This window comes from Streptomyces capitiformicae, from assembly GCF_002214185.1.
In the GTDB taxonomy this organism is placed as follows: Bacteria; Actinomycetota; Actinomycetes; order Streptomycetales; family Streptomycetaceae; genus Streptomyces; species Streptomyces capitiformicae.
Map to the genome: position 1 here is coordinate 8,181,228 of NZ_CP022161.1, position 21,252 is coordinate 8,202,479.

Here is a 21,252-nt window from a genome sequence, read left to right on the forward strand (position 1 = left end):
ACATGGCGGTTCTGGATGAGCTCCTGGTGCGCCTCGGCGTCGACATGTCGGATGCGGAAGCGCAGGTGGACGAGGGCGCGCAAGGCATCGAGAACCGGCTGAACGGGCTGAGCGTGGCCGGTGGTGTCGCGGCGGCCGGCCTCGGTGCCGCCTTCGTCGTCGGGCTCGGTGCGGCGATGGACATCTCCTCGGTCACCACCCAGCTGGAGAACCAGCTGAACCTCACCGACGAGGAAGCCGCCCGCGCCGGGTCGGTCGCCGGTGACGTGTTCGCCGCCGGGTTCGGCGGATCCATGGACGAGGTCGGCGAGGCCCTGTCGGCGGTGTCGTCGTCGATGCAGGAGTTCGGCAGCGTCTCCGACAAGGAGATGGAGCAACTGACGAAGTCCGCGCTCGGCTTGGCGAAGACGTTCAACTTCGACGTCACCGAGGCCGCCGCGGGCGCAGGCAACCTGATCAAGGCCGGACTGGCGAAGGACGGCACCGAGGCCATGGACCTCCTCGCCGCGGCGGCACAGAAACTCCCAGCGGCGATGCGCGAGGAACTGCCCGCGGTCACCAAGGAGTACTCGGAGTTCTTCGGGCAACTCGGCTTCACCGGCCCGCAGATGATGGGCCTGCTGACCGAGGCGGCGAAGAATCCGACGTTCGAGATCGACAAGATGGGCGACGCCATCAAGGAGTTCACGCTCCTCATGGCGGACACCGGCAAGGTCACCGACCCGCTGAAGGAACTCGGCCTGGACGTCGAGCACATCCAGAAACTCATGAACACCGGGCAGGGCACGAAGGCCTTCGACGAGGTCAACAACGCCCTGCTGAAGGTCGAGGACCAGACCAAGCGGACCGCGCTGCAGGCCGCCCTCTTCGGCGGCCCGGGTGAGGACGTCGGCAACACGCTGCAGGCCATCGCCGAGGCCGGAGGCACCGCGGGAACCAGCCTCGGGGACGTCGCCGGCGCGGCGAAGAAGGTCACCGACAAGATGGAGGCCAGCCCCGCCCAGCAGTTCGATTCGATCATGCGGTCGGTGACGATGACGCTCGGCGAGATGCTGCTGCCCGCGCTGAAGTTCGTCGCCAGCCTGTTCGCCGAGCATCCCGGCCTGGTGAAGGTCCTCGTGCCGATCGTGCTCGCCCTCGCCGCAGCTCTGGTCATCGCTGCGGCCGCCCAGTGGGCGATGAACGCGGCGCTGCTGGCGAACCCGTACACGTGGATCGTCATCGCCATCGTCGCCCTCGCGGCGATCATCATCGCGAACTGGGACAAGATCAAAGAGTGGACGCTCAAGATCTGGGACGCGGTATGGGGGTTCATCAAGGGCGCCGCCGCGAAGATCTGGGACCTCTTCCTGACCTGGACGCTCGTCGGCTTGGTCATCAAGCACTGGGACACGATCAAGTCCAAGACGGTCGCCGCCTGGAACGCGATCGTCGGCTGGGTCAAGGGCATCCCCGGCATGCTCTACAACGCGTTCCTGAATTTCACCCTGATCGGCTTGCTGATCAAGCACTGGGACACCATCAAGCGCACCACGAGCGACCGGGTGACCGGGCTGGTCGACCTGGTCCGCAAGCTGCCCCAGCGGCTGGCGGACGCGGCGCGCGGTATGTGGGGGTTTGTCACCAGCGGTCTGAAGGGCGCTGTGAACGGCGCGATCGGCATCGTCAATGACGCGATCTTCTTCATCAACGACAAGCTGATCGCCAACGCCAACCGGATCCCCGGTGTGAGCATCCCCTGGATCCCCTACATCCCGTTCCTCGCCGACGGCGGCATCACCACAGGGCCCACTCTGGCGATGATCGGCGAGGGCGCAGAGGACGAAGTCGTGCTGCCGCTGTCAAGGCTGGAAGGCATGCTCAACACCGCCTCCGCGCCGTCCGTGCACAAGGTGGCCCCCGCCGAACAGCGCATGGTGCTCGAACTGCGCGGCGGCTCCCGCGCCTTCCGTGAGTTCTTCCAGGAGTCCGTCCGCGCCGAGGCGGGCAGCGACATCGAGGTCTACGTGAGGGGATGACATGGCACTGCCCCCCAGGCTCTGGGCCGAACTGTTCTTCGACGGCACGTGGAACCCGGTCACCCGGGACCTTCGTAAGACCTCAACCGTGACGTTCACGCGCGGCCTGTCCGCGGAGTCGTCCTCTGCGGCCGCCCCCACGGTCTGCGAATGCGTCCTGGACAACCGCAGCTTCACGTATGCGCCGCGCAACCCGGAATCCGACCTGTACGGCAAGATCGGACGGAACACGCCCATGCGGCTCGGCTACTACGCCGGGTCGCCCTGGGCCGAGATGCCGGGCACGGCGGGGAACTCGCTGACCACCCCCGACGCCGCGGGGCTGGCCGTGACGGACCTGGACCTGCGTATCGAACTCGCCCTGGAGGACTGGTCGCAGCAGAAGCTCGCTGGGCGGTACGAGGTCACGGGCGACAACCGCAGCTGGGGCCTCATGATGGGCGGAACGGGCCAGGTGTCGCTCCTGTGGTCGCCCAACGGCACGCTGGCGAGCCGGATCCAGGAGTTCTCCACCGAACCCCTCAAGGCGTACAACGGCCAGCGCCTGACCCTGCGCGTCACTCTCGACGTGAACAACGGGGCCGGAGGCTACGAGGTGCGCTTCTACACGGGCCGCACCGTCGACGACGAGGAGTGGAACCTCCTCGGCGAACCCGTCGTGGGCGCAGCGACCACGGCCGTGTTCGACGGCACGGCCGGGATCGAACTGGGCGACATCGCCGATCTTCTTGACGACACCATGAACGGAAAGCTGTTCGCCTTCAAGCTCCTCAGCGGCATCGGCACGGCGGGGACCGTCGCCGCTTCCATGCGGACCTCGGACGCCGGCGCCGGGGTGCGGTCGTTCACGTCGGGCGGCGCCACATGGACGGTCAACGGCGGCGCCGCCCTCACCAACAAGCACACCCGGATCTCCGGCGAGGTACCCGAGTGGCCCCCCAGCCGGGACATCAGCGGCAACGACAGCTACGTCTCCGTGGCCCCCACCGGCATCACCCGGCGCATGGACGCGGGCAACAAACCGGAGGACTCGGCGCTGCTGCGGTTCATCCGCGCCGACAACCCGATCGAATGCTGGCCCCTGACCGACGGCCTGACCAGCACCCGGGGGAAGTCCCTGGTGGGCGGCAAGGACATGGTTCCCGTACTGACATCGGGATCGGTCCCTCCCGAGTGGGGGGTCAACGAGATGACTCCGGGCATCGAGCCGGTCATCGCGCTGAAGAAGGAGACACGGGGAACCATCACCGGACGCGTCCCCAACAGCACATCGGCCGCGAGCTTGTGGTCCGTGGACTACTTCTTCGCCACGGCCGCCCAAGGCGACTGCGGAACGTTCTCGATCTACGACCGTGGTGCGAACACCGATGCCGACAACCTCGTCTACTTCCAGATCGGCTGCGACCAGGGAAGCGACGACCTCACCGTCTTCAGGTTCTCCCAGGGCGAGACGTCGTCATCCTTCGCGCTGATCAGCACAGTGACCTCCCCCGGGGTGTTCGACGGCCTGATGCATCACATCCGGTTCACCATGGACCCCGGCGGATCAGACTCGGTCTGGGCCATCTACATCGACGGGGTCCAGGCGGACACCGGCACGCTCGCCGGCATCGTGGTCAAAGCGGTCAGTCAAGTCTCGTTCTCCTGGTCGCTCACCACCAGCGACCCCATCCAGAAGGCGGACACGCTTCTCGGGTACGTCACGTACTGGGACAGCAATGGCCCCACCGCCGCCGAAATGTGGCAGGCGGCTACGGGCTTTCCCGGCGAGGCGGCCGGGGCGCGGATCGAGCGTCTCGCCGCGGAGGGCGGCTATACGGCCACCGTGGCGGGCGAGAGCGTCCACCAGGAGCTGGTGGGCGTCCAGACCCGGCAGAAGCTGCTCGCCCTCATGAACGAGGCGGCGAGGACCAACTTCGGCTATCTCCTCGACGCCCGTGACCGCGCCGAAGTCATCCACCACGGGCACTCCACCCTGTGGAACCAGCCGCCGGCCGTCACGCTGGACTTCTCCGCCGGTCTGATCTCCTCGCCGTTCGCGCCCCGCGACGACGACAAGCTCACCGAGAACGACGTGAGCGTTCGGCGCCGGTTCGGGCAGGTCCCCGCCCGGCAGGTGCTGGAAAGCGGCGCCCTGTCGGTGCTGGAGCCACCGGACGGCGTGGGCCGGTACGACAACGAGTACACCTACAGTCTCTACACCGACGGCCAGGCCGCCGGCACGGCCGCCATGCTGGTGCACCTGGGCACGTATGACGGGGTGCGCTACAGCCGCATCACGCTCGACCTCGCCAACCCGCGCGTGGCGCAGATGATCGACCCCATCCTGCGCCTCGACGTGGGCGACAAGGTGCGCCTGACCCGCCTGCCCAAGGACCACGGGCCGGACGACGTGGACGTCCTGGTCGTCGGCTACACCGAGGAGGCGGGCCCGGACCGCTGGCGTCTCGTCCTCAACTGCGTGCCCGCCGAGCCGTGGACCGCCTTCACCCTGGACAGCGATACCTACAGCCGTCTGGACACCGCCGGATGCGAACTCACCTCTGGTATCACGGCCACCGCCACATCCGTGGCCGTCACCACCACCGCACTCCGGCGATGGATCGACTCGGCCACCTACCCGACCCACTTTCCCTTCGACATCAGGGTGGGGGGAGAGGTCATGCGGGTCACCGCATGCGCTGGCACCACTCTCAGCCAGACCTTCACCGTGACCCGCTCGGTCAACGGCGTGAGGAAGGCACACGATGCCGGTGAAGGCGTCGCCCTGGCCCACCCCGTCTACCTGTCCTTGTAGGGAGCGAACCGCATGGCCAAGTACCCCGAGCTCTTCGCAGGCATGAAGGTCACGGCCGACCTGCTGTCAGCTGGCCAACCCGACATCGTCACCAAGCAGATCACCGAGTCCGTCACCTCCAGCACCACGTTTCAGAACGACGACGAGCTGTTCGTCTCGGTGGAGGCGAACGCCAAATACCGGGTCCAGCTGTTCCTGCTGCACTCGTCCCCGACGGCTGGCGACATCAAGCTCCAGTTCACGGCGCCCGCCGGGGCGTCCTTCAACTGGGGCGTACACGGCGCCGAGACGGCCGTCACCACCTCCAACGCCGTGCCCGAGACCGTCATGGCCAGCCGCAACATCGGCGAGATCGCGAACTTCGGCGGCGGTGCGTCGACCGGCACCACCGCCTTCATCGAGGGCACACTCACCACGGCCGGAACCGCCGGGACACTCCAACTGCAGTGGGCGCAGCGCGTCTCCGACGCCTCCGCCACACAGGTACGGGCAGGCACCATCCTCAGCGTCAAGCGAATCGCCTGACCCTACGTCGATAGAGAGGGAACACGCCCATGCCACTCGGGGCTGAACAAGGGCCGGAAGAGATCAGATACACCATCAACTTCACTCACCCCGATCTGGGGCCGGAGGGGAGCACGATCTACTTCGCCGTCACGCACGACCAGCCCGTCGACACGACGGAAGCCGAGAGCGACACCATGGTCCAGAAGCTGGTGGACCTGATCGACGGCTCGCCCGACTTCAACTTCCAGTCCGCGCAGAAGACGTACAGGATGCACCGGGCCATGACTGCGACCGCGTGACCTGACCCGCGCCCGCTCACCCTGCCCCGAGCCACCAGGCCGGGGCCTTTCTCATGTCTGGAGGCCCCATGGCCATACCCCTGTCCGCGTCCAAGTTCCTCGCTGCCCTGAAGGCGGAGGGCGTGAAGGTCGTCGAGGTCGGCGACTGGGAGACCCACAACCGGGCCGGTCACGGCGCCTGGGGCGAAGTGCACGGCGTGATGGTCCACCACACCGTCACCAAGGGCACCGCCCACACGGTGAGCATCTGCCGGGCCGGCTACGAAGGACTGCCCGGCCCGCTGTGCCACGGCGTCGTCGCCAAGGACGGCAAGGTTCACCTCGTCGGCTACGGCCGCGCCAACCACGCCGGGAAAGGCGACGACGACGTCCTCAAGGCAGTCATCGCCGAGAAGCCGCTGCCCGCCCCGAACGAAGCGAACACGGATGGCAACGCCCGCTTCTACGGCTTCGAGTGCGAGAACCTCGGCGACGGCAAGGACCCCTGGCCAGCCGTCCAGGTCGAGGCCATGGTCCGCGCGGCCGCCGCCCTGTGCCGGGCGCACGGCTGGGGCAAGGACGGCACCACCTCTGTCATCGGCCACCGCGAGTGGCAGCCCGGCAAGGTCGACCCGCGCGGCCCCGGGGTGTCCATGCCCGACATCCGGGCCCGAGTCGCCGAGCGGCTCAAGCACCCGGCCGGTTGGTCGCCCGGCAGCAGCACGCCGCCGGCGCCGAAGCCACCCACGACCGAGGAGCGGCTGACCGCTCTGGAGAAGCGCGTCACCGCGCTGGAGAAGAAGGGATCATGACTATGGCTTCTGCCTCTGCCCCGATCGAGAAGAAGGTGAAGGCCGCCTCGGCGGCCACCTACCTGCTCAGTGTCGCGGGGCTCTCGATCCTCGGCGCGGTCACCGACAACCCGTCGCTGGTCTCGTCCCTGCCGGACGGGCTGGAGCCGTTCATCCTCGCGCTCGTGCCCGCCGCGTCCGCAGCGATTGCCGGGTGGATGGCTCCGCACACCCCGCGCTCGGACGCCTGATCGGAGGTAGCACGTGGCCGACGAGCCGACGACCGGTGAAGTAGTCCGCCGCCTGGACGACGTCCGCCAGGATCTGAAGGAGGACATTCACGGGGTCGTCGGGCTCGTCGGTCAGAAGGTCGACGCGGAGATTTTCCGCCTCGGGCAGCAGGCGCAGGATGAGCGGCACACCGCCCTCGTCGCTCGCGTCGCGAAGCTGGAGCAGCAGGCCGAGGAGAAGGACAAGCAGCGGCAGAGCGACCGCCGCCTGATCTTCTTCAGTCTCGTCGTGCCCGTGCTGCTGCTGGCGATCCAGCTGTACAACGCCAACAAGGGGGGCTCGTGACGTGAGCGCGCACAGGGTGCAACGCCGCGACCCGGTCGCCCTGCTGATGGGCGTCCTGCTGGCCCTGCTGGTGGCGTACATCTGGTGGCAGACCCGCGCAGTCCGGCCGCTGCCTGACCGTCCCCGGCTCCAGCACCACCAACGGCACCCAGATCCAACTCTGGGACTGCACCGGCGCAGCCGGCCAGACCTGGACCTACACCGCCGGCAAACAACTGACCGTCCACGGCAACAAGTGCCTCGACGCCAGCGGAGGCGGCACCGCCAACGGCACCCCGGTCATCATCTGGGACTGCAACGGCCAGAACAACCAGCAGTGGAACGTCAACCCCAACGGCACCATCACCGGCGTCCAGTCCGGACTGTGCCTCGACGCCAACGCCGGCGGCACCGCCAACGGCACCAGGATCACCCTCTGGTCCTGCCACGGCGGTACCAACCAGCAGTGGGCACTGCGATAGCGGAGTCAACGCCTATCCGCTCCTTGGGGACAGGAGCGGATGCCGGCAGCGGGGCCCGAGTGGGTGCGGGCCCCACCGCGCCTCGGTGGATCTGTGGACACGTGCTGAATGCGGCACGCCGCCGGCCCCTGCCGGTCCCTCCCCTTCGTCGCGCGAGCCCCTGGACGCAATGCCGCTGACTCTGGCTCTTTCCGGTCGTTCAGCGGGGTGTGCCAGGGCCCGGACAGGTGAAGTCGTCAGCAGCACCAGCAGCGTTGTCGTCACCAACGCGATTGTGCTCTCGACGGCGTTCGACCTGACCGGGGACGTCCGCCTTGATCCTGCCTTGCCGAACCCGCCAGCGGGCTCGCTGGCCGGCGGCCCGAACGTCGAGCTGCAGGACCCGTCCGCCAGCGGGCTGCCGGCCCGGCTGCAAGCCGATGTTCTGCTATCTCGACCACATCGACTCGTGGTCGGCGAACGAGGTGGCCATCAACTGCCACCAGGAGATGACCACCTGCGCTGCGATGGCATCGGCCTCGCTCGCGGCAGGACCCGTCAGTCGCCTCTAACGCCGCAGCCGGGTCGGCTCGCCCGGCCCGCTGCGGCGCACCACCCACGCCTCGGTGATGTGGGTGAACATCGCCTCGGCCGCACCCTTGGGGTCGTGCGCGGCGATCCGCTCGTAGATGCGCCGATGGCCGTGGTTGGACGCGACGCAGAAGGCGCGGCCGGTTCGGCCCATGTAACGGGCGGAGTTGATGACCTGGCGCTCCAGCGAACGGACCACGGCACGGCCGATGCGGTTCCCCGACGCCTGCATGACGGTGTCGTGGAACGCCCGGTCCTCTTCGTTGTACGAAGCGGGGTCGTCGACGAGCTCATCCATCCGCTCCACCAGAGTGCGTAGCTGGTCGATCAGCTCGGCGTTCGCCAGGCGGGCGGCGACGTTGGCCATATCGGACTCCAGCACGCGGCGGGTCGCGACGAGGTGATCGAGGATGGCCAGGCTCTCGTCTTCGGCGATGGTCGCGCCGAGGACCAGCTCGTCAAGCATGTTCCACATCGCCGGCGGGGTGACCATCGTGCCGGCGCCCTGGCGGACCTGCACCAGCCCCTTCTCCTGAAGTATCTTCACCGCCTCGCGGACCACGGTGCGGCTGACCGAGAAGGTCTCGCAGAGCACGGGCTCGGGGGGGAGCGGCGAACCGGACGGATGGACTCCACGGACGATCCGCTCCACCAGCTCAGCCGTGACCGCGGCGGCGAGGTTCGCCGGGCGCCGGCTCCAGGCGGGGGCCTCGGAGGCCTCTGCGGATGACTGCGGTACTGCCGTCACGACACCCCCCGGGACCCGTGCCGTACCACGGATGCTCGCCCACTATACGGCATCCCTGTTGACGTCATACGTCATACGAGTTACATACGTCATACGAGTTGCGTTCCTCCTCAACCTCAATCGCCGGACAGCCGGCCACCTCAGGAGAGTGGGGCAGCAATGAAGCAGCGAACACTGGGGTCGGCGACCCTGGTTGCCGGGCTCGTTGTCTTAGCCGGCTGCGGAAGCGCCTCCGACCCGGATTCGGCGTCCGGTGGTTCGAAGGGCAAGCTCGTCGTCTGGGGCTGGGAGTCCGGCGATGCCACAGCGTCCTCATACGTCAAGAAGGCCAAGGCCGACTTCGCCAAGCGGCATCCCGGCGTGACGGTCGAGTTCGTCGCGCAGCCGTTCGAGCAGTACTACACCCTGCTCGGGGCCGCCATCCAAGCCGGCAAGGGGCCGGACGTCATGCTCTTCAACGGCGGCGGGCAGATCCGTGACCGCGCGGACTCCCTTCTGCCGTTGGACGAGTACGTCCGTGGCCCAGGTGCCCTTCCGTGGCTCGTCCGCGCTGGCTCTGGTCTGCCTCGCGGCACTGTTCATCCCGTTCCAGGTGATCATGGTGCCGCTGGCCAGGATCATGGCCGGCGGCGGTCTCATCGACACCTATCCGGGGCTGATCCTCGCCTACGTCGCGCAGTTCCTGCCGTTCACCGTCTTCTTGATGACGAGCTACTACCGAGCGGTGCCCACCGAGCTCGTCGACGCCGCACGGATCGACGGAAACACCCTGTACGGCGTCTACCGGCGAATCATGCTGCCGATGGGTGCGCCGGCACTGCTGTCGGTGGGCATCCTCAACGCGCTGTTCTGCTGGAACGACGTGCTCATCTCGCTGCTGATGATGCCGTCGGCCGACCATCGCACCCTGATGGTGGGCATCACCTCACTGCGCGGCCAGTACTCCGCCGACATCCCCACCTCCGCAGCCGGTGTCCTGATCGCCGGGCTACCCGTGTTGGTGACCTACCTGTTCCTGCAGCGCCAGATCGCTGACAGCGTGACGGCCGGCGCGACGAAGGGCTGACGCATGCGCATCACCGGGTACAGAACCCTGACGACGGTCCAGCAATGGGGTCGACCTGTCGGTGACGCCAACGGCGTCTACGTCGACGGCGTCGTGCCCGTGCCGGTCGTCATCGTCGAGACCGATGAGGGGATCACCGGAGTCGGCCTGGGACCGCACGTGGAAGCCGAGGTGATTTTCGCCGCCATCGACGGCCAGGACCCGCGCGCGGTGACCGCCCTCTACGACCGCATGCTGCGGCACACCTTCAAAGCCGGGCATGCCGGCGTGGTCTTCGGCACGATCGGCGCGTTCGACACGGCGTTGTGGGACATCAAGGCACAGGCCGTGGGTGAGCCGCTGTGGCGGTTGCTCGGCGGCAACGACCGCATGGTTCACGCCTACGCCTCCGGCCTGGACATCGGCCTCACCGACGACGAGCTCGTCGCCACGTACCAGGTCTATGCAGAACGCGGGCTGAGGGTGGCGAAGCTCAAGGGCGGCCTGGACATCGAGCGTGACCGGCACCGGCTGTTGCTCGTGCGCGAGGTACTGACCGAGGCTGCGCACGGGACCCGGCCAGGGCTCATGCTGGATGCGAACGAGTCCTGGAGCCGCAAGCAGGCGGTACGCCACGTCGGTGAATTGGAACGCACACTCGACCTGACCTGGATCGAGGAGCCGGTCCGGCGCTGGGACGCCGACGGCCTGGCCGCTGTCAGCCGTGGCGTACGGACGGCGGTCGCCAGTGGGGAGAACCTCACCGGCCTCGAGCAGTTCCGCCCGCTGATCGCGGCGGGAGGCGTCGACATCGTCCAGACGGCCGCGGTCTGGGGAGTCACCCACTTCCTGCGTGTCGCCGCGCTGGCGCACGCCTACGACCTGCCGGTCAGCCCGATCGGCAACACGACTGTCGCGCTGCTGCACGCCGCGACGTCGGTGCCCAACCACCTCGTCAGCGAACTGCAGGGCCTGCAACCGCCGACCGGCGTCGCGATGGACCTGCACGTCGAGGACGGCGCCTTTGTGCTCGGCGACACGCCGGGCCTGGGCATCCGGATCGACGAAACGGTGATGACCGCGGCCCGTCAGCGAACGGCACACGCACCCGACGGACCGCACATACGGCCGGAGCAGGCCGGCCGGCGGCTGCTCGCGGTCACCCCTGGACCATGCCGATCCACCGCGGAAGGGACGTTCGACACCATGAGGATGGAGGATCGATGAAAGCGGTTGTCCACCGCGGGGCCCACACCCTCGAGATCGAGAGCCGGGTCGCCGAGGCGCCGGCCCTGGCGAAGGAGTGGGGCGGGCACGGCGTCAACGTCAACGCCATCGCACCGGGCTACATCGCCACCGACAACGCCGAGGCGTTACGCGCGGACCCCCAGCGCAACCAGGCGATCCTTGGCCGGATCCCGGCCGGTCGCTTCAGACGCGCCGACGATCTCGCCGGGGCCACGGTGTTCCTCGCCTCCCCGGCGTCGGACCATGTCGCCGGCATCGTTCTTCCCGTTGATGGCGGATGGCTGGGGCGATTATGAGCCGCCAAGCATTACCAGCCGGCCGCGCCCGAGCCGATCGTGCGTGCGAACCCGAGGGTGGCGACGTGCGCGGCACCTGGGGCGGCCTTGCCCGAGGCAACGTGTATGGGCTCGTGATGCGAGCCGACGAGACGAGCCTGGTCGTCGCCGCACAGGCCGGCGATCCACGAGCGCTCGACGACCTGGCCGCGACGTACCTGCCGCTGGTATACGCGATCGTGCGCAGGGCACTGGGTGAGCTTGCGGACGTCGACGACGTGGTGCAGGAGACGATGCTGCGGGCACTTCCTGAGCTGCGCACGTTGCGCGCCCCGGAGTGCTTCCGGCCCTGGCTGGCCACGATCGCGACACGACAGATCAGCACCCATCTGCACCGGCGGCAGGCGGACGCCGAACGGACGGCCCCCCTCGACGAGATGACCGACCCGCCGGACGCCGACGCCGAGAACCTGGCCCTGATCCTCGTCGAGCTGTCCGGTCATCGCCGAAAGACCGTACGCGCCAGTCGATGGCTCGACCCGGACGCCCGGGCGCTGCTGTCGCTGTGGTGGCTGGAGACCGCGGGCCGGCTGACGAGGGCGGAGCTCGCGGCGGCGCTGGGAACGAGCGTGGCTCACGCGGGTGTGCGCGTCCAGCGGATGCGCAACCAGCTGGAGCTGAGCCGGTCACTCGTGGCCGCGCTGGAAGCCAGCCCCCGGTGCCCACAGCTGACCGCCGCGCTGGGGGGCTGGGACGGCGTACCGAGCACGCTGTGGCGTAAGCGCATCACCCGGCACACCCGATCCTGTGCGGACTGCGGCCGGGCCGCCGACGAACTGCTACCCCTTGAGCGGCTGATCGTCGCCTTGGCGCTGCTCCCCGTCCCGCTGGCGCGGTCGGCCACGGTGCTCGACAAACCTGCGCTCGCCGGGGCGACCGAGAATGCCGTCGTGAGGGGAGCCGAGTCGGCCGAGGTCGGCTCCGGGCCGGTTGCCGGCGTCAAGGCTGGGTTACTCGGCCAACTCGCCTGAGGGCCGCTCGAGTCGGCACCCAAGTTTTCGCGTTCGGCGGCGGCGCCGTGCTTTTCGGCACTACGGCGACTGCGACTGTTCAAGCCGGCCGCCGATAACGAAAACTGCCGCGATTTACACGCGTCCGTCACTCCAATTCGCCGCCTGAAAAGGTTATGAGGAGTGGCCGTCAATAGTCCCGCTTCTCCGGTTAGTTGCACGACGGCTCAGGCCCACATATATCAACGGTTCCCCTCTTGAATGGACCATGACAATCTGCCTATCTTCTAGTCGTCGACGCCTAACGTTCCCCATTCATGACCTGTGAAAGCGGAAGCCAGAAGCGATCTACGGATTGCTGGCGCTCACACAGTGAGGCGGCTCCGACTTCGAAAGGTGCCGGTGATGAACGAATGCGTGCACTCGGCTGATCCGCCGCGGCGGCCTCGGGCCCGAGCGATCCTGCCCCTGCTGTCAGCCCTGTCAGCCGGGTTGGTCGCGGCCGGCACGGTGCCGCTGTTCACGGGCACCGCCGACGCGGCGTCCACCTTGGACACCGCGACGCCGATCGGCCGCGGCTACCGGGCGGCGCCGCGTTCACCTCGGGCAGCCTCGGCGGTTCGTGGACGCCACACCTGGCGACGGAGTCGAGCCCGCTCGCCCGCTCCAACAACGTGACGTTCTCGGGCCCGGCGTGGACCCGGGACTTCAGCCACGGGGGGCTGATCCGGGCCGGTAACGACCAGACCGTGCCGTTGAACCCGTGCCAGTTGCCGTTCCTGTACCAGGGCATGGACCCCAACGCCGGCGGCGACTGCATCTCCCTGCCGTGGCGGATGGGGCTACTCACCCAGACCAACTCCACCTGCTGACCGGAGATCCGGGCGAATCCGGGGAACGAGGCTTTCCAGGCGCCACGGCAGCGGCATGACGCTGACATGCCCGCTGCGCGAGCGATCTGGGAGGGGGCCGGCGCGGAGAGGGCAAGCTCCGCGCCGGCTCGGCCGGCTGCCGGCAGGCGGCCAACTCAACAGATCCTGCACAGCGCAGACGTGACCACACCGCCATCCGGGAAGGCACGACCATGCCCCACACCCATCGCCGGCGCTACCTCGCCCGGGCGCTCGCCTGCATCCTGACCGCTTGCAGCGCGCTCGCGGTCGTCGAGCACCAGAGCGCCTCGCCGGCCGCCGCCGACACTGCCCAGTTCCGCGGCGTCAACTGGGCCCGGCTCGGTGACAACTTCCACGGTGGACCGCTGGTCCTGCACGGGTTGAGCGGCTCCGACAGCTACCAGACGGTCGTGGCGAAAGCCAACGCCGTCTACGCCGGCTTCGAGAACAACCTCGGCGCCAACACCGTTCGGCTCCCGATCAACACCTACACAGTCGGGACGAGCTGGTGGAGCGCGTACACGGGTGCGATAGACGCAGCCACCGCGAAGGGATTCAAGGTCGTCCTCTCCTACTGGGACGACGGGGTGGCCGCCCGCGGCGGTCGCATCGTCAACCCGAGCGCCTTCGACACCATGTGGAACACCGTGCTTGCCCGGTACGGCACCAACAGCCTCGTCTACTTCGAGCCGATGAACGAACCGGGCGGGCACAGCGCCGGCGAGTGGGCGAACGTGGTGAGCAACTGGATCAGCAGCCACCCGTCGATTCCGCGGAACCGCATCTTCGTCAGCGGCGCCGGCCTGAACACTGACATCAAGTCCATGTGCGCCGACCGCCGCCTTGACGGGACGTTCCTGTCGCTGCACCACTACACGTTCTTCAGCGGCGCGAAGACCTACGACCAGTGGGTGGCATACCTGCGGAACGCGATCGGCTCCTGCGCCGACCGCACTGTCGTCGACGAGTTCGGCGCGCCGATGGATACCGGGCTCAACTACCACGACGCCGGCAGCACCGACAACTTCGTGCGCTACTTCCGGGCCACCACCACGGTGCTCCGGGAACTGCAGATCGGCTCCATCTACTGGCCCGGGCTGGGCGGGAAGATACGCGCCGGCCAAGGCGACGACTGGTATGCCATGCAGAAACTGCACGGCACCGGCACCAACCTCACGCTCAGCACCCCGAGCGCCAGCGGCCGCGAGCGCCTCAGATACGGCTGGGGCTTGGATGGCGACGTCCCGGCCCCGACCAGCGTGCTGCGCAACGTCAGCATCGGGCGCTGTCTGGACATCCCCGGCGGGACCACGGCGAACATCCAGGTCCAGGTGTACGCCTGCGCCAACACGGTTGGTCAGCAGTGGACCTTGACGGCCGGCGGACAGATCACCGCACTTGGGGGCCAGAAGTGCCTGGATACGTACAACAGCGGGACGACGAACGGCACCGTGGTCGGCACGTGGGCGTGTAACGGCGGCGACAACCAGCGTTGGACGGTGGGCGCTGACGGCACCATCCGCAGCGTTCACTCCGGCCTCTGCCTCGACGCGAACACCGCCACCTTCAAGGTGCAGCTGTGGGCGTGCTGGGGCGGCGACAACCAGAGATGGCAGACCCAGAACACTGACGCGCGACGCGACGCCCGACTCGGCGGACACGGTGGACGGTGACCGCCAGCCGCGGCCGAGCCGATGGCAACAACGACGCCACAGTAGACGGTCTGCTTGCAGCTCAAAGGTCGTTTTGTTCTACGAGGCGGCGAGGTTCGCCACCGGGCGCAAGAACGCGCTCCGCGTGGAGATCAACGGGTCGCTCGGCGCGGTCGCCTTCGACCTGGAGCGCCTCAACGAGCTGGAGTTCTACGACGCCACCGGGCCCGCGGTCGAGCAGGGATTCACCAGGATCCTCGTCACCGAGCCGGACCATCCGTGCCTGTCGGCCTGGTGGCCACCCGGTCACGTCATCGGGTACGAGCACTCGTTCACCCATGAGACGCGCGACTTCCTGACCGCGGTGGCCGCCGGCACCGACCCCGCGCCGTCCTTTGCTGACGCCCTCCAATCGGCTACGACGGGCCGATCTCAGCCGAGTGGGAGGACGCCGGCATGGACCGGCTGATCCGAGCGCCCGAGGCGCTGGCGTTCGTTCGGAAGCCGGCGCTCGACGCGCCGGCCGCCCCGCGTTCGACGCCGCATTCGCGAGGAAGGACTGAGGCCGGCGCAGGGCCGGTCACCCAGCCGGTGGCCGGACTGCGGCTCGTCGGAGAAGACAGCGTACGGCCGTCGCCTTTCTCACCGGCGGTTTGTCATCACCAAAGTCAGTGACCTGCTCCAGTCCGTGAAGGGAGAACGACATGTCCGGGGTGACACGCAGACGGTTTCTCGCCGCCGGGGCGGCGGCTGGAGCAGGGATCGTGCCGGGTGGGTGGACGGCCACTGCCAGGGGCGGCTCGGCCGCGCCGCCGGAGGTTCTGGCCGCCAACGACCTCGCCCTGTGGTACGACAAGCCGGCCGGCGCGGACTGGCTGCGGGCACTGCCGATCGGCAACGGACGCCTCGGCGCGATGGTGTTCGGCAACGTCGACACCGAACGGCTGCAGCTCAACGAGGACACCGTCTGGGCCGGCGGTCCGTACGACTCCGCCAACCCCCGCGGCGCGGCCAACATCGCGGAGATCCGGCGGCGGGTCTTTGCGGATCAGTGGGGGCCGGCGCAGGACCTGATCAATCAGACGATGCTGGGCAGCCCCGCCGGACAGCTGGCCTACCAGCCGGTCGGAAACCTTCGGCTCTCCTTCGGCAGCGCCACCGGTGCGTCGCAGTACAACCGGACGCTCGACCTCACCACCGCCACGGCCACCACGACCTACGTGCTGAACGGCGTGCGGTACCAGCGTGAGGTGTTCGCCAGCGCACCTGATCAGGTGATCGTGGTCCGGCTGACGGCCGACCGGGCCAACTCCATCGCGTTCAACGCCACATTCGACAGTCCACAACGGACTACGGTGTCCAGCCCGGACGGGGCCACGATCGCCCTCGACGGCATCTCCGCCGCCATGGAGGGCATCGCCGGGCGGGTCCGGTTCCTCGCCCTGGCCAACGCCGCCGTGACGGGCGGCACGGTCAGCAGCTCGGGCGGCACGCTGCGGGTCTCCAGCGCCACCAGCGTGACGGTGCTGGTGTCGATCGGCTCCAGCTACGTCAACTTCCGGAACGTCGACGGCGACTACCAGGGGATCGCGCGGAGCCGCCTCAACGCTGCCCGCAACGTCGGCATCGACGAACTACGCAGCCGGCATCTCGCCGACTATCAGGCGCTGTTCAACCGGGTGTCGGTCGATCTGGGACGTACGACGGCGGCCGACCAGCCGACCGACGTACGGATCGCACAGCACGCGCAAGTGAACGACCCGCAGTTTTCCGCCCTGTTGTTTCAGTTCGGCCGGTATCTGCTCATCTCATCCTCGCGGCCGGGCACCCAGCCGGCGAACCTGCAGGGCATCTGGAACGACCAGATGGCTCCGTCCTGGGACTCGAAGTTCACCATCAACGCCAACCTGCCGATGAACTACTGGCCCGCCGACACGACGAACCTGTCCGAATGTTTCCTCCCGGTCTTCGACATGATCAACGACCTGACCGTGACCGGCGCCCGGGTGGCCCAGGCGCAGTACGGCGCCGGCGGCTGGGTGACGCATCACAACACCGACGCGTGGCGGGGCGCCTCGGTCGTCGACGGAGCGCAGTGGGGGATGTGGCAGACCGGTGGCGCATGGCTGGCCACCCTGATCTGGGACCACTACCTGTTCACCGGTGACATCGACTTCCTCCGCTCGAACTATCCAGCCCTGAAGGGCGCCGCCCAGTTCTTCCTCGACACCCTGGTCGCTCACCCGACGCTCGGACACCTGGTCACCAACCCGTCGAACTCTCCGGAGCTCGCTCACCATGCGAACGCCACCGTCTGCGCGGGGCCCACCATGGACAACCAGATCCTGCGCGACCTTTTCAACAGCGTCGCCCGCGCCGGCGAAATCCTCGGCGTGGACGCCGCCTTCCGCGCTCAGGCAGTGGCGGCCCGGGACCGGCTGGCGCCGACGCGGGTCGGCTCCAGGGGCAATGTCCAGGAGTGGCTGGCCGACTGGGTGGAGACCGAGCGGACTCACCGGCACGTCTCACACCTGTACGGTCTGCATCCGAGCAACCAGATCACCAAGCGCGGGACACCCCAGTTGCACGAGGCCGCGCGGCGGACGCTGGAGCTGCGCGGTGACGACGGGACGGGATGGTCGCTCGCGTGGAAGATCAACTTCTGGGCGCGGATGGAGGACGGCGCCCGGGCCCACAAACTGGTCCGGGACCTGGTGCGGACGGACCGGCTCGCGCCCAACATGTTCGACCTGCACCCACCATTCCAGATCGACGGCAACTTCGGCGCCACCTCGGGCATCGCGGAGATGCTGTTGCAGAGCCACAACGGCGAACTGCACGTGCTGCCGGCGCTGCCGGCGGCCTGGCCCACCGGGCGCGTGAGCGGACTGCGCGGCCGCGGCGGATACACCGTCGGCGCCGAGTGGAGCAGCGGCCGGATCGAGTTCGTCGTCACACCCGACCGAACCGGTGCCGTCCGGGTGCGCAGCCGGATCTTCGCCGGCGACTTCACACTGCGGGACGAATCGAGCGGCGAGCCGGTCCAGCCGAAGCGGCTCGAGGCCGATCTCATCGAGTTCGCCGGCCAGGCCGGCCACACCTACCGAGCGTCCGCACTCAGGTCGGGGCCGGTGGAGGCCGGCGTGGCCTATCGGCTGGTGGCCCAGCACAGCGGCAAGGCCGCCGACATCAACGGGGCGTCCACGGCCGCCGGTGCGCGGCTGATCCAGTGGCAGATCACCGCCGGTCTCAACCAGCACTTCGAGTTCCTGCCCTCCGACGGCGGGCACTACAAGATCCGGCTTGGGCACAGTGGTCTGTTCCTGCACGTCGCCAGTAGCAGCAGCGGCGCCGACATCACCCAGCAGCCGGACACCAACGCCGCCGGCCAGCAGTGGCGGATAGTCGACCACGGCGGTGGCGTGGTCAGTCTGGTCAACCGGCACAGCGGCCTCGCCCTGGACGTGTGGGAGGCCTCCACCGCCGACGGAGCCCGCATCTCCCAGTGGGCAGCCACCGGCAGCACCCACCAGCGATTCCAACTCGACCGCATCCAGCCCCAGGGCGAACCGCGGCCCCACCGACCAGGGAGAGCCATGTCACCGAGCAGCGAGGGAGTCGCATGATGTCGATCCACAGATTGTTTTCCTGGCGAGCCGTGTTGGCGGCATTGCTCGTTCTCGCCATGGCCGGCGTGACAGGAGTCAGCGCTGCGGCCGGCACGTCGCCCACCGCCGGGGCCACCCTTGCGGGGACTGCCGGATGCGGACGTGCCCCCACACTGACGAACGGTACGCACACGATTCAAAGCAGCGGTAAAAGCCGCTCCTTCATCCTGAGCATCCCTGAGAACTACGACAACACCCGCCAATATCGACTGGTCTTCGGATTCCACTGGTTGGGTGGCACCGCCGGGCAAGTCGCCGGCGGCGGAAGCGATGGCGATGTCTATGCCCACTACGGACTCCGGCGACTGGCGAACAACAGCGCGATCTTCGTTGCTCCGCAGGGCATCAACAACGGCTGGGGCAACTCCGGCGGCGAGGACGTGACCTTCGTCGACGAGATGATCAGGCGTATCGACAACGACCTCTGTGTCGACACCACGCAGCGCTTCGCCCTCGGGTTCAGCTACGGCGGAGCCATGAGCTACGCACTCGCATGTGCCAGGCCGAACGTTTTCCGTGCGGTCGCCGCGATAGCCGCGCCTGGGGGGATCAGCGGGTGCAGCGGGGGCACCCAGCCCTTCGCGTACATGGGAATCCACGGCATCAATGACAACATCGGCGCCGGTCGCGGGATGCGGGACAGGTTCGTCAGGAACAACGGCTGTACTCCCCAGAACCCGCCGGAGCCCGCGCAGGGCAGCCGCACCCACATCACCACCGCCTACTCGGGCTGCCGAGAGGGGTATCCGGTCGTCTGGGCCGCGTTCGACGGAGGTCACCAGCAAGGCCCCGTGGACGGGTGCGCCGGCTGTGAGAGCGGCGCCAGGAGCTGGGTCAAGGGAGAGATCTGGAGCTTCTTCACGGGTGCTGACCCGAACCCGACTCCCCCGAACCCGACCACATTCCGGCTGCGGAGCCAGTCCGCCGACCGATGCCTGGACGTCAGCAGTGCCAACTCGTCCAACGGCGCCCCGATGATCATCTGGGACTGCCACACCGGCCTCAACCAGCAGTTCACCCAGACCGGACAGACCCTGCGGGTGATGGGTAGGTGCCTGGACGTGCCGAGCAACGCCGCCTCCGGTGCCCGAGTACGGATCTGGGACTGCACCGGTGGCGCGAACCAGCAATGGAATGTGAACACCAACGGAACCGTCAGCAACGTCCAGACCGGACTCTGCCTGGACGTCAACGGCGGCAGCACCGCCAACGGCGCTGCGGTGATCGTGTGGAGCTGCCACACCGGCGTCAACCAACGCTGGGCCCGAGCGTAAGCAGAGGTGTGAAGGCGGCCGCAGTAGTAGCGGCCGCCTTCATCTCCAGTTGGCCCAGCCTTTCGTTGGAGGCCCCACAGTGACATCGACAGGTCTTCGGCTCAGCGGTGCCCTTCGGCGTACCGCTCTGGCGATGGCCGCAGCGTCATCGACATCGCCCTGCTGGAGCGGCTCTACGACTCCGGCCGCAACCTGTTCATCAGCTCCAGCGGGGTGCTGCCGCCGCGTCTGACCGGCATCTGGGCCGGCTCGTGGAACGCCGCCTGGGCCGATGACTTCACCACCGACGCCAACGTCAACCTGCAAGTCGCCGGAGGCAACATCCTCGACCTCAGCGACGCGATGCAGGGCTGCTTCGATCCGATCCTGGGCCAACTCACCCACTGGCGGACCAACGCCCGTAACCTCTACGGTGCCCGGGGCTTTCTCGCCCCGTCCCGCACCGACGGCGAGTACGGCCACATGCTGCACTTCGACCCGGGCTTCCCGGGCCACTGCTGGACCAACCAGCAGTGGCAACTCGTCGTTCGTGTAGCAGGTGGTGGAGGCCGATGCCATGGCAGCCGCGGAGGTCGAGGTTGAGCAACGGCGGCTGGCCCGTCCCGAGCCCGCCGGTTCAGCGTGTGGAGGTGGTCTGATCGGCTGGCCGGTGGAGACCAGGGTGGCCGGGCGGGAGGGAGCGGCGGACAAGCCACCGGCTCACTGTCAGAGTGACGGCGACGAGGGCCGGATGAACGCGACGCGGGCGGCGCCGAGCGCGACGACGTGGCCGCTGATCCAGAGTGGAACGAACACGGCGATGCGATGCGGAGCAGGTACTACTGGGCGACCCAGGCGAGGCTGTAGGCGCGTACAGCGCCGCGGCACGTCGCCAGGCGGCGCGCCGGCCGAGGACCACGCCGACGATGGCGCGCCGAGCAGCGGCCACCGGCCGGCGATGCTCAGCGCCCATGCGGTGGCGCTGAGGGCATGAGAGACGATCTGTACGAGGAAGAAGTCGGCGGCCCGGCCGGTGTACAGCACGACGGCCACTGCCACGAGGACGCCGCTGAGCCCGAGTAACGCTGCCCACGGTGAGGTGCCGCGCCGCAGCCGTGCCCCGGCGCCGACTACCCCAGCGGTGGCGGCGCAGCCGACGCCCCAGCCGAGCGGCACCAAGCGCGTTACCTGGGCAGAGTTCGTCGAGGCCGGCTTGCTCAGGCAGTACCGTGCCATTCCCGTCCCTCGTGGATGGCGGTGGCGGCTTCGGCGCGCTGTTCGCGGGCGTGCCGGTGCAGCTCCCGGGTGCTGTGGGCGTCGAGGGCGATGGTGCGGCGGCTGGGTTCGACCCGGCCGTCATCGGGCCGTCGGCCGGATCGGCCGGCAGCCGGCCGACCCGGCGGGGTTGACCGCGTTGCACGGGTCCGGCGATGTACATACCGCAGACGGGCCAGAACAGGCC

At 68.4% G+C, this 21,252-nt stretch carries 17 protein-coding genes and 6 pseudogenes; 21 read left to right on the forward strand and 2 right to left on the reverse strand.

Annotated elements, in window-relative coordinates:
* Window positions 1–2 precede the first annotated feature (2 nt).
* The 8 genes and pseudogenes from CES90_RS36745 to CES90_RS36780 form a co-directional block, all read left to right on the forward strand.
* On the forward strand, window positions 3–2,018 hold the full coding sequence (locus tag CES90_RS36745; protein WP_189781281.1) for a phage tail tape measure protein: 2,016 nt from the start codon (window positions 3–5) through the stop codon (window positions 2,016–2,018).
* Between the two features lies 1 nt (window position 2,019).
* Window positions 2,020–4,815 (forward strand): hypothetical protein, encoded by a 2,796-nt coding sequence (locus tag CES90_RS36750; protein WP_189781282.1) that lies wholly within the window; start codon window positions 2,020–2,022, stop codon window positions 4,813–4,815.
* 12 nt (window positions 4,816–4,827) lie between these two features.
* Window positions 4,828–5,340: a hypothetical protein gene (locus CES90_RS36755; protein WP_189781283.1), complete on the forward strand. Its 513-nt coding sequence runs from the start codon at window positions 4,828–4,830 to the stop codon at window positions 5,338–5,340.
* A 29-nt stretch (window positions 5,341–5,369) separates the two neighbouring features.
* Complete coding sequence (locus CES90_RS36760) at window positions 5,370–5,621, forward strand: hypothetical protein (RefSeq protein WP_189781284.1); 252 nt, start codon at window positions 5,370–5,372, stop codon at window positions 5,619–5,621.
* A 68-nt stretch (window positions 5,622–5,689) separates the two neighbouring features.
* Entirely contained in the window at window positions 5,690–6,412 is a 723-nt protein-coding gene (locus CES90_RS36765) for a peptidoglycan recognition protein family protein (RefSeq protein ID WP_189781285.1), read from the forward strand.
* Window positions 6,409–6,642, forward strand: a complete 234-nt coding sequence (locus CES90_RS36770; protein WP_229913640.1) for a holin — start codon at window positions 6,409–6,411, stop codon at window positions 6,640–6,642. Before CES90_RS36765 ends, CES90_RS36770 begins: the two co-directional genes overlap by 4 nt.
* 13 nt (window positions 6,643–6,655) lie before the next feature.
* The gene (locus CES90_RS36775; protein ID WP_189781286.1) at window positions 6,656–6,967 is read left to right on the forward strand and encodes a hypothetical protein; all 312 of its coding nucleotides are present in this window, start codon (window positions 6,656–6,658) and stop codon (window positions 6,965–6,967) included.
* 107 nt (window positions 6,968–7,074) lie between these two features.
* Window positions 7,075–7,428, forward strand: a pseudogene (locus CES90_RS36780) (RICIN domain-containing protein); the annotation flags it as partial.
* A 547-nt stretch (window positions 7,429–7,975) separates the two neighbouring features.
* On the opposite strand, the gene CES90_RS36785 reads toward CES90_RS36780, so the two are convergent.
* A complete protein-coding gene (locus tag CES90_RS36785) occupies window positions 7,976–8,746 on the reverse strand; it encodes a FadR/GntR family transcriptional regulator (protein ID WP_208921485.1) in 771 nt (256 codons plus the stop codon).
* Between the two features lie 159 nt (window positions 8,747–8,905).
* On the opposite strand from CES90_RS36785, the pseudogene CES90_RS36790 reads away from it, so the two are divergent.
* The 12 genes and pseudogenes from CES90_RS36790 to CES90_RS36845 form a co-directional block, all read left to right on the forward strand.
* Window positions 8,906–9,211 (forward strand): annotated as a pseudogene (locus CES90_RS36790) (ABC transporter substrate-binding protein); the annotation flags it as partial.
* Between the two features lie 52 nt (window positions 9,212–9,263).
* Window positions 9,264–9,812 carry a carbohydrate ABC transporter permease gene (locus tag CES90_RS36795; RefSeq protein ID WP_232791345.1) on the forward strand — a complete coding sequence of 183 codons (549 nt, stop codon included), beginning with the start codon at window positions 9,264–9,266 and terminating at the stop codon, window positions 9,810–9,812.
* Window positions 9,813–9,815: 3 nt separating this feature from the next.
* The gene (locus tag CES90_RS36800) at window positions 9,816–11,018 is read left to right on the forward strand and encodes a mandelate racemase/muconate lactonizing enzyme family protein (RefSeq protein WP_208921486.1); all 1,203 of its coding nucleotides are present in this window, start codon (window positions 9,816–9,818) and stop codon (window positions 11,016–11,018) included.
* A 62-nt stretch (window positions 11,019–11,080) separates the two neighbouring features.
* Window positions 11,081–11,335: pseudogene (locus CES90_RS36805) on the forward strand (SDR family oxidoreductase); the annotation flags it as partial.
* 65 nt (window positions 11,336–11,400) lie between these two features.
* Window positions 11,401–12,345, forward strand: a complete 945-nt coding sequence (locus CES90_RS36810) for an RNA polymerase sigma factor (RefSeq protein WP_232791346.1) — start codon at window positions 11,401–11,403, stop codon at window positions 12,343–12,345.
* A 584-nt stretch (window positions 12,346–12,929) separates the two neighbouring features.
* Window positions 12,930–13,196: pseudogene (locus tag CES90_RS36815) on the forward strand (non-reducing end alpha-L-arabinofuranosidase family hydrolase); the annotation flags it as partial.
* Window positions 13,197–13,408: 212 nt separating this feature from the next.
* Window positions 13,409–14,890, forward strand: a complete 1,482-nt coding sequence (locus CES90_RS36820) for a ricin-type beta-trefoil lectin domain protein (RefSeq protein ID WP_208921488.1) — start codon at window positions 13,409–13,411, stop codon at window positions 14,888–14,890.
* A 79-nt stretch (window positions 14,891–14,969) separates the two neighbouring features.
* Window positions 14,970–15,281: pseudogene (locus CES90_RS36825) on the forward strand (gfo/Idh/MocA family oxidoreductase); the annotation flags it as partial.
* Window positions 15,281–15,432, forward strand: a pseudogene (locus CES90_RS50355) (sugar phosphate isomerase/epimerase); the annotation flags it as partial. The pseudogenes CES90_RS36825 and CES90_RS50355, both read left to right, overlap by 1 nt.
* A 141-nt stretch (window positions 15,433–15,573) precedes the next feature.
* Complete coding sequence (locus CES90_RS36835) at window positions 15,574–18,495, forward strand: glycosyl hydrolase family 95 catalytic domain-containing protein (RefSeq protein WP_208921489.1); 2,922 nt, start codon at window positions 15,574–15,576, stop codon at window positions 18,493–18,495.
* A 59-nt stretch (window positions 18,496–18,554) separates the two neighbouring features.
* Window positions 18,555–19,811, forward strand: coding sequence for an RICIN domain-containing protein (locus CES90_RS36840; protein ID WP_232791427.1), 1,257 nt, complete (start codon window positions 18,555–18,557; stop codon window positions 19,809–19,811).
* Window positions 19,812–19,964: 153 nt separating this feature from the next.
* Window positions 19,965–20,393: a glycosyl hydrolase family 95 catalytic domain-containing protein gene (locus tag CES90_RS36845; protein WP_408646662.1), complete on the forward strand. Its 429-nt coding sequence runs from the start codon at window positions 19,965–19,967 to the stop codon at window positions 20,391–20,393.
* 123 nt (window positions 20,394–20,516) lie between these two features.
* On the opposite strand, the gene CES90_RS52140 is transcribed toward CES90_RS36845, so the two are convergent.
* Window positions 20,517–21,026 carry a DUF3159 domain-containing protein gene (locus CES90_RS52140; RefSeq protein ID WP_408646622.1) on the reverse strand — a complete coding sequence of 170 codons (510 nt, stop codon included), beginning with the start codon at window positions 21,024–21,026 and terminating at the stop codon, window positions 20,517–20,519.
* Here CES90_RS52140 and CES90_RS36855 point away from each other — a divergent pair.
* Entirely contained in the window at window positions 21,020–21,199 is a 180-nt protein-coding gene (locus CES90_RS36855) for a hypothetical protein (RefSeq protein ID WP_208921492.1), read from the forward strand. The genes CES90_RS52140 and CES90_RS36855 overlap by 7 nt on opposite strands.
* Window positions 21,200–21,252 lie beyond the last annotated feature (53 nt).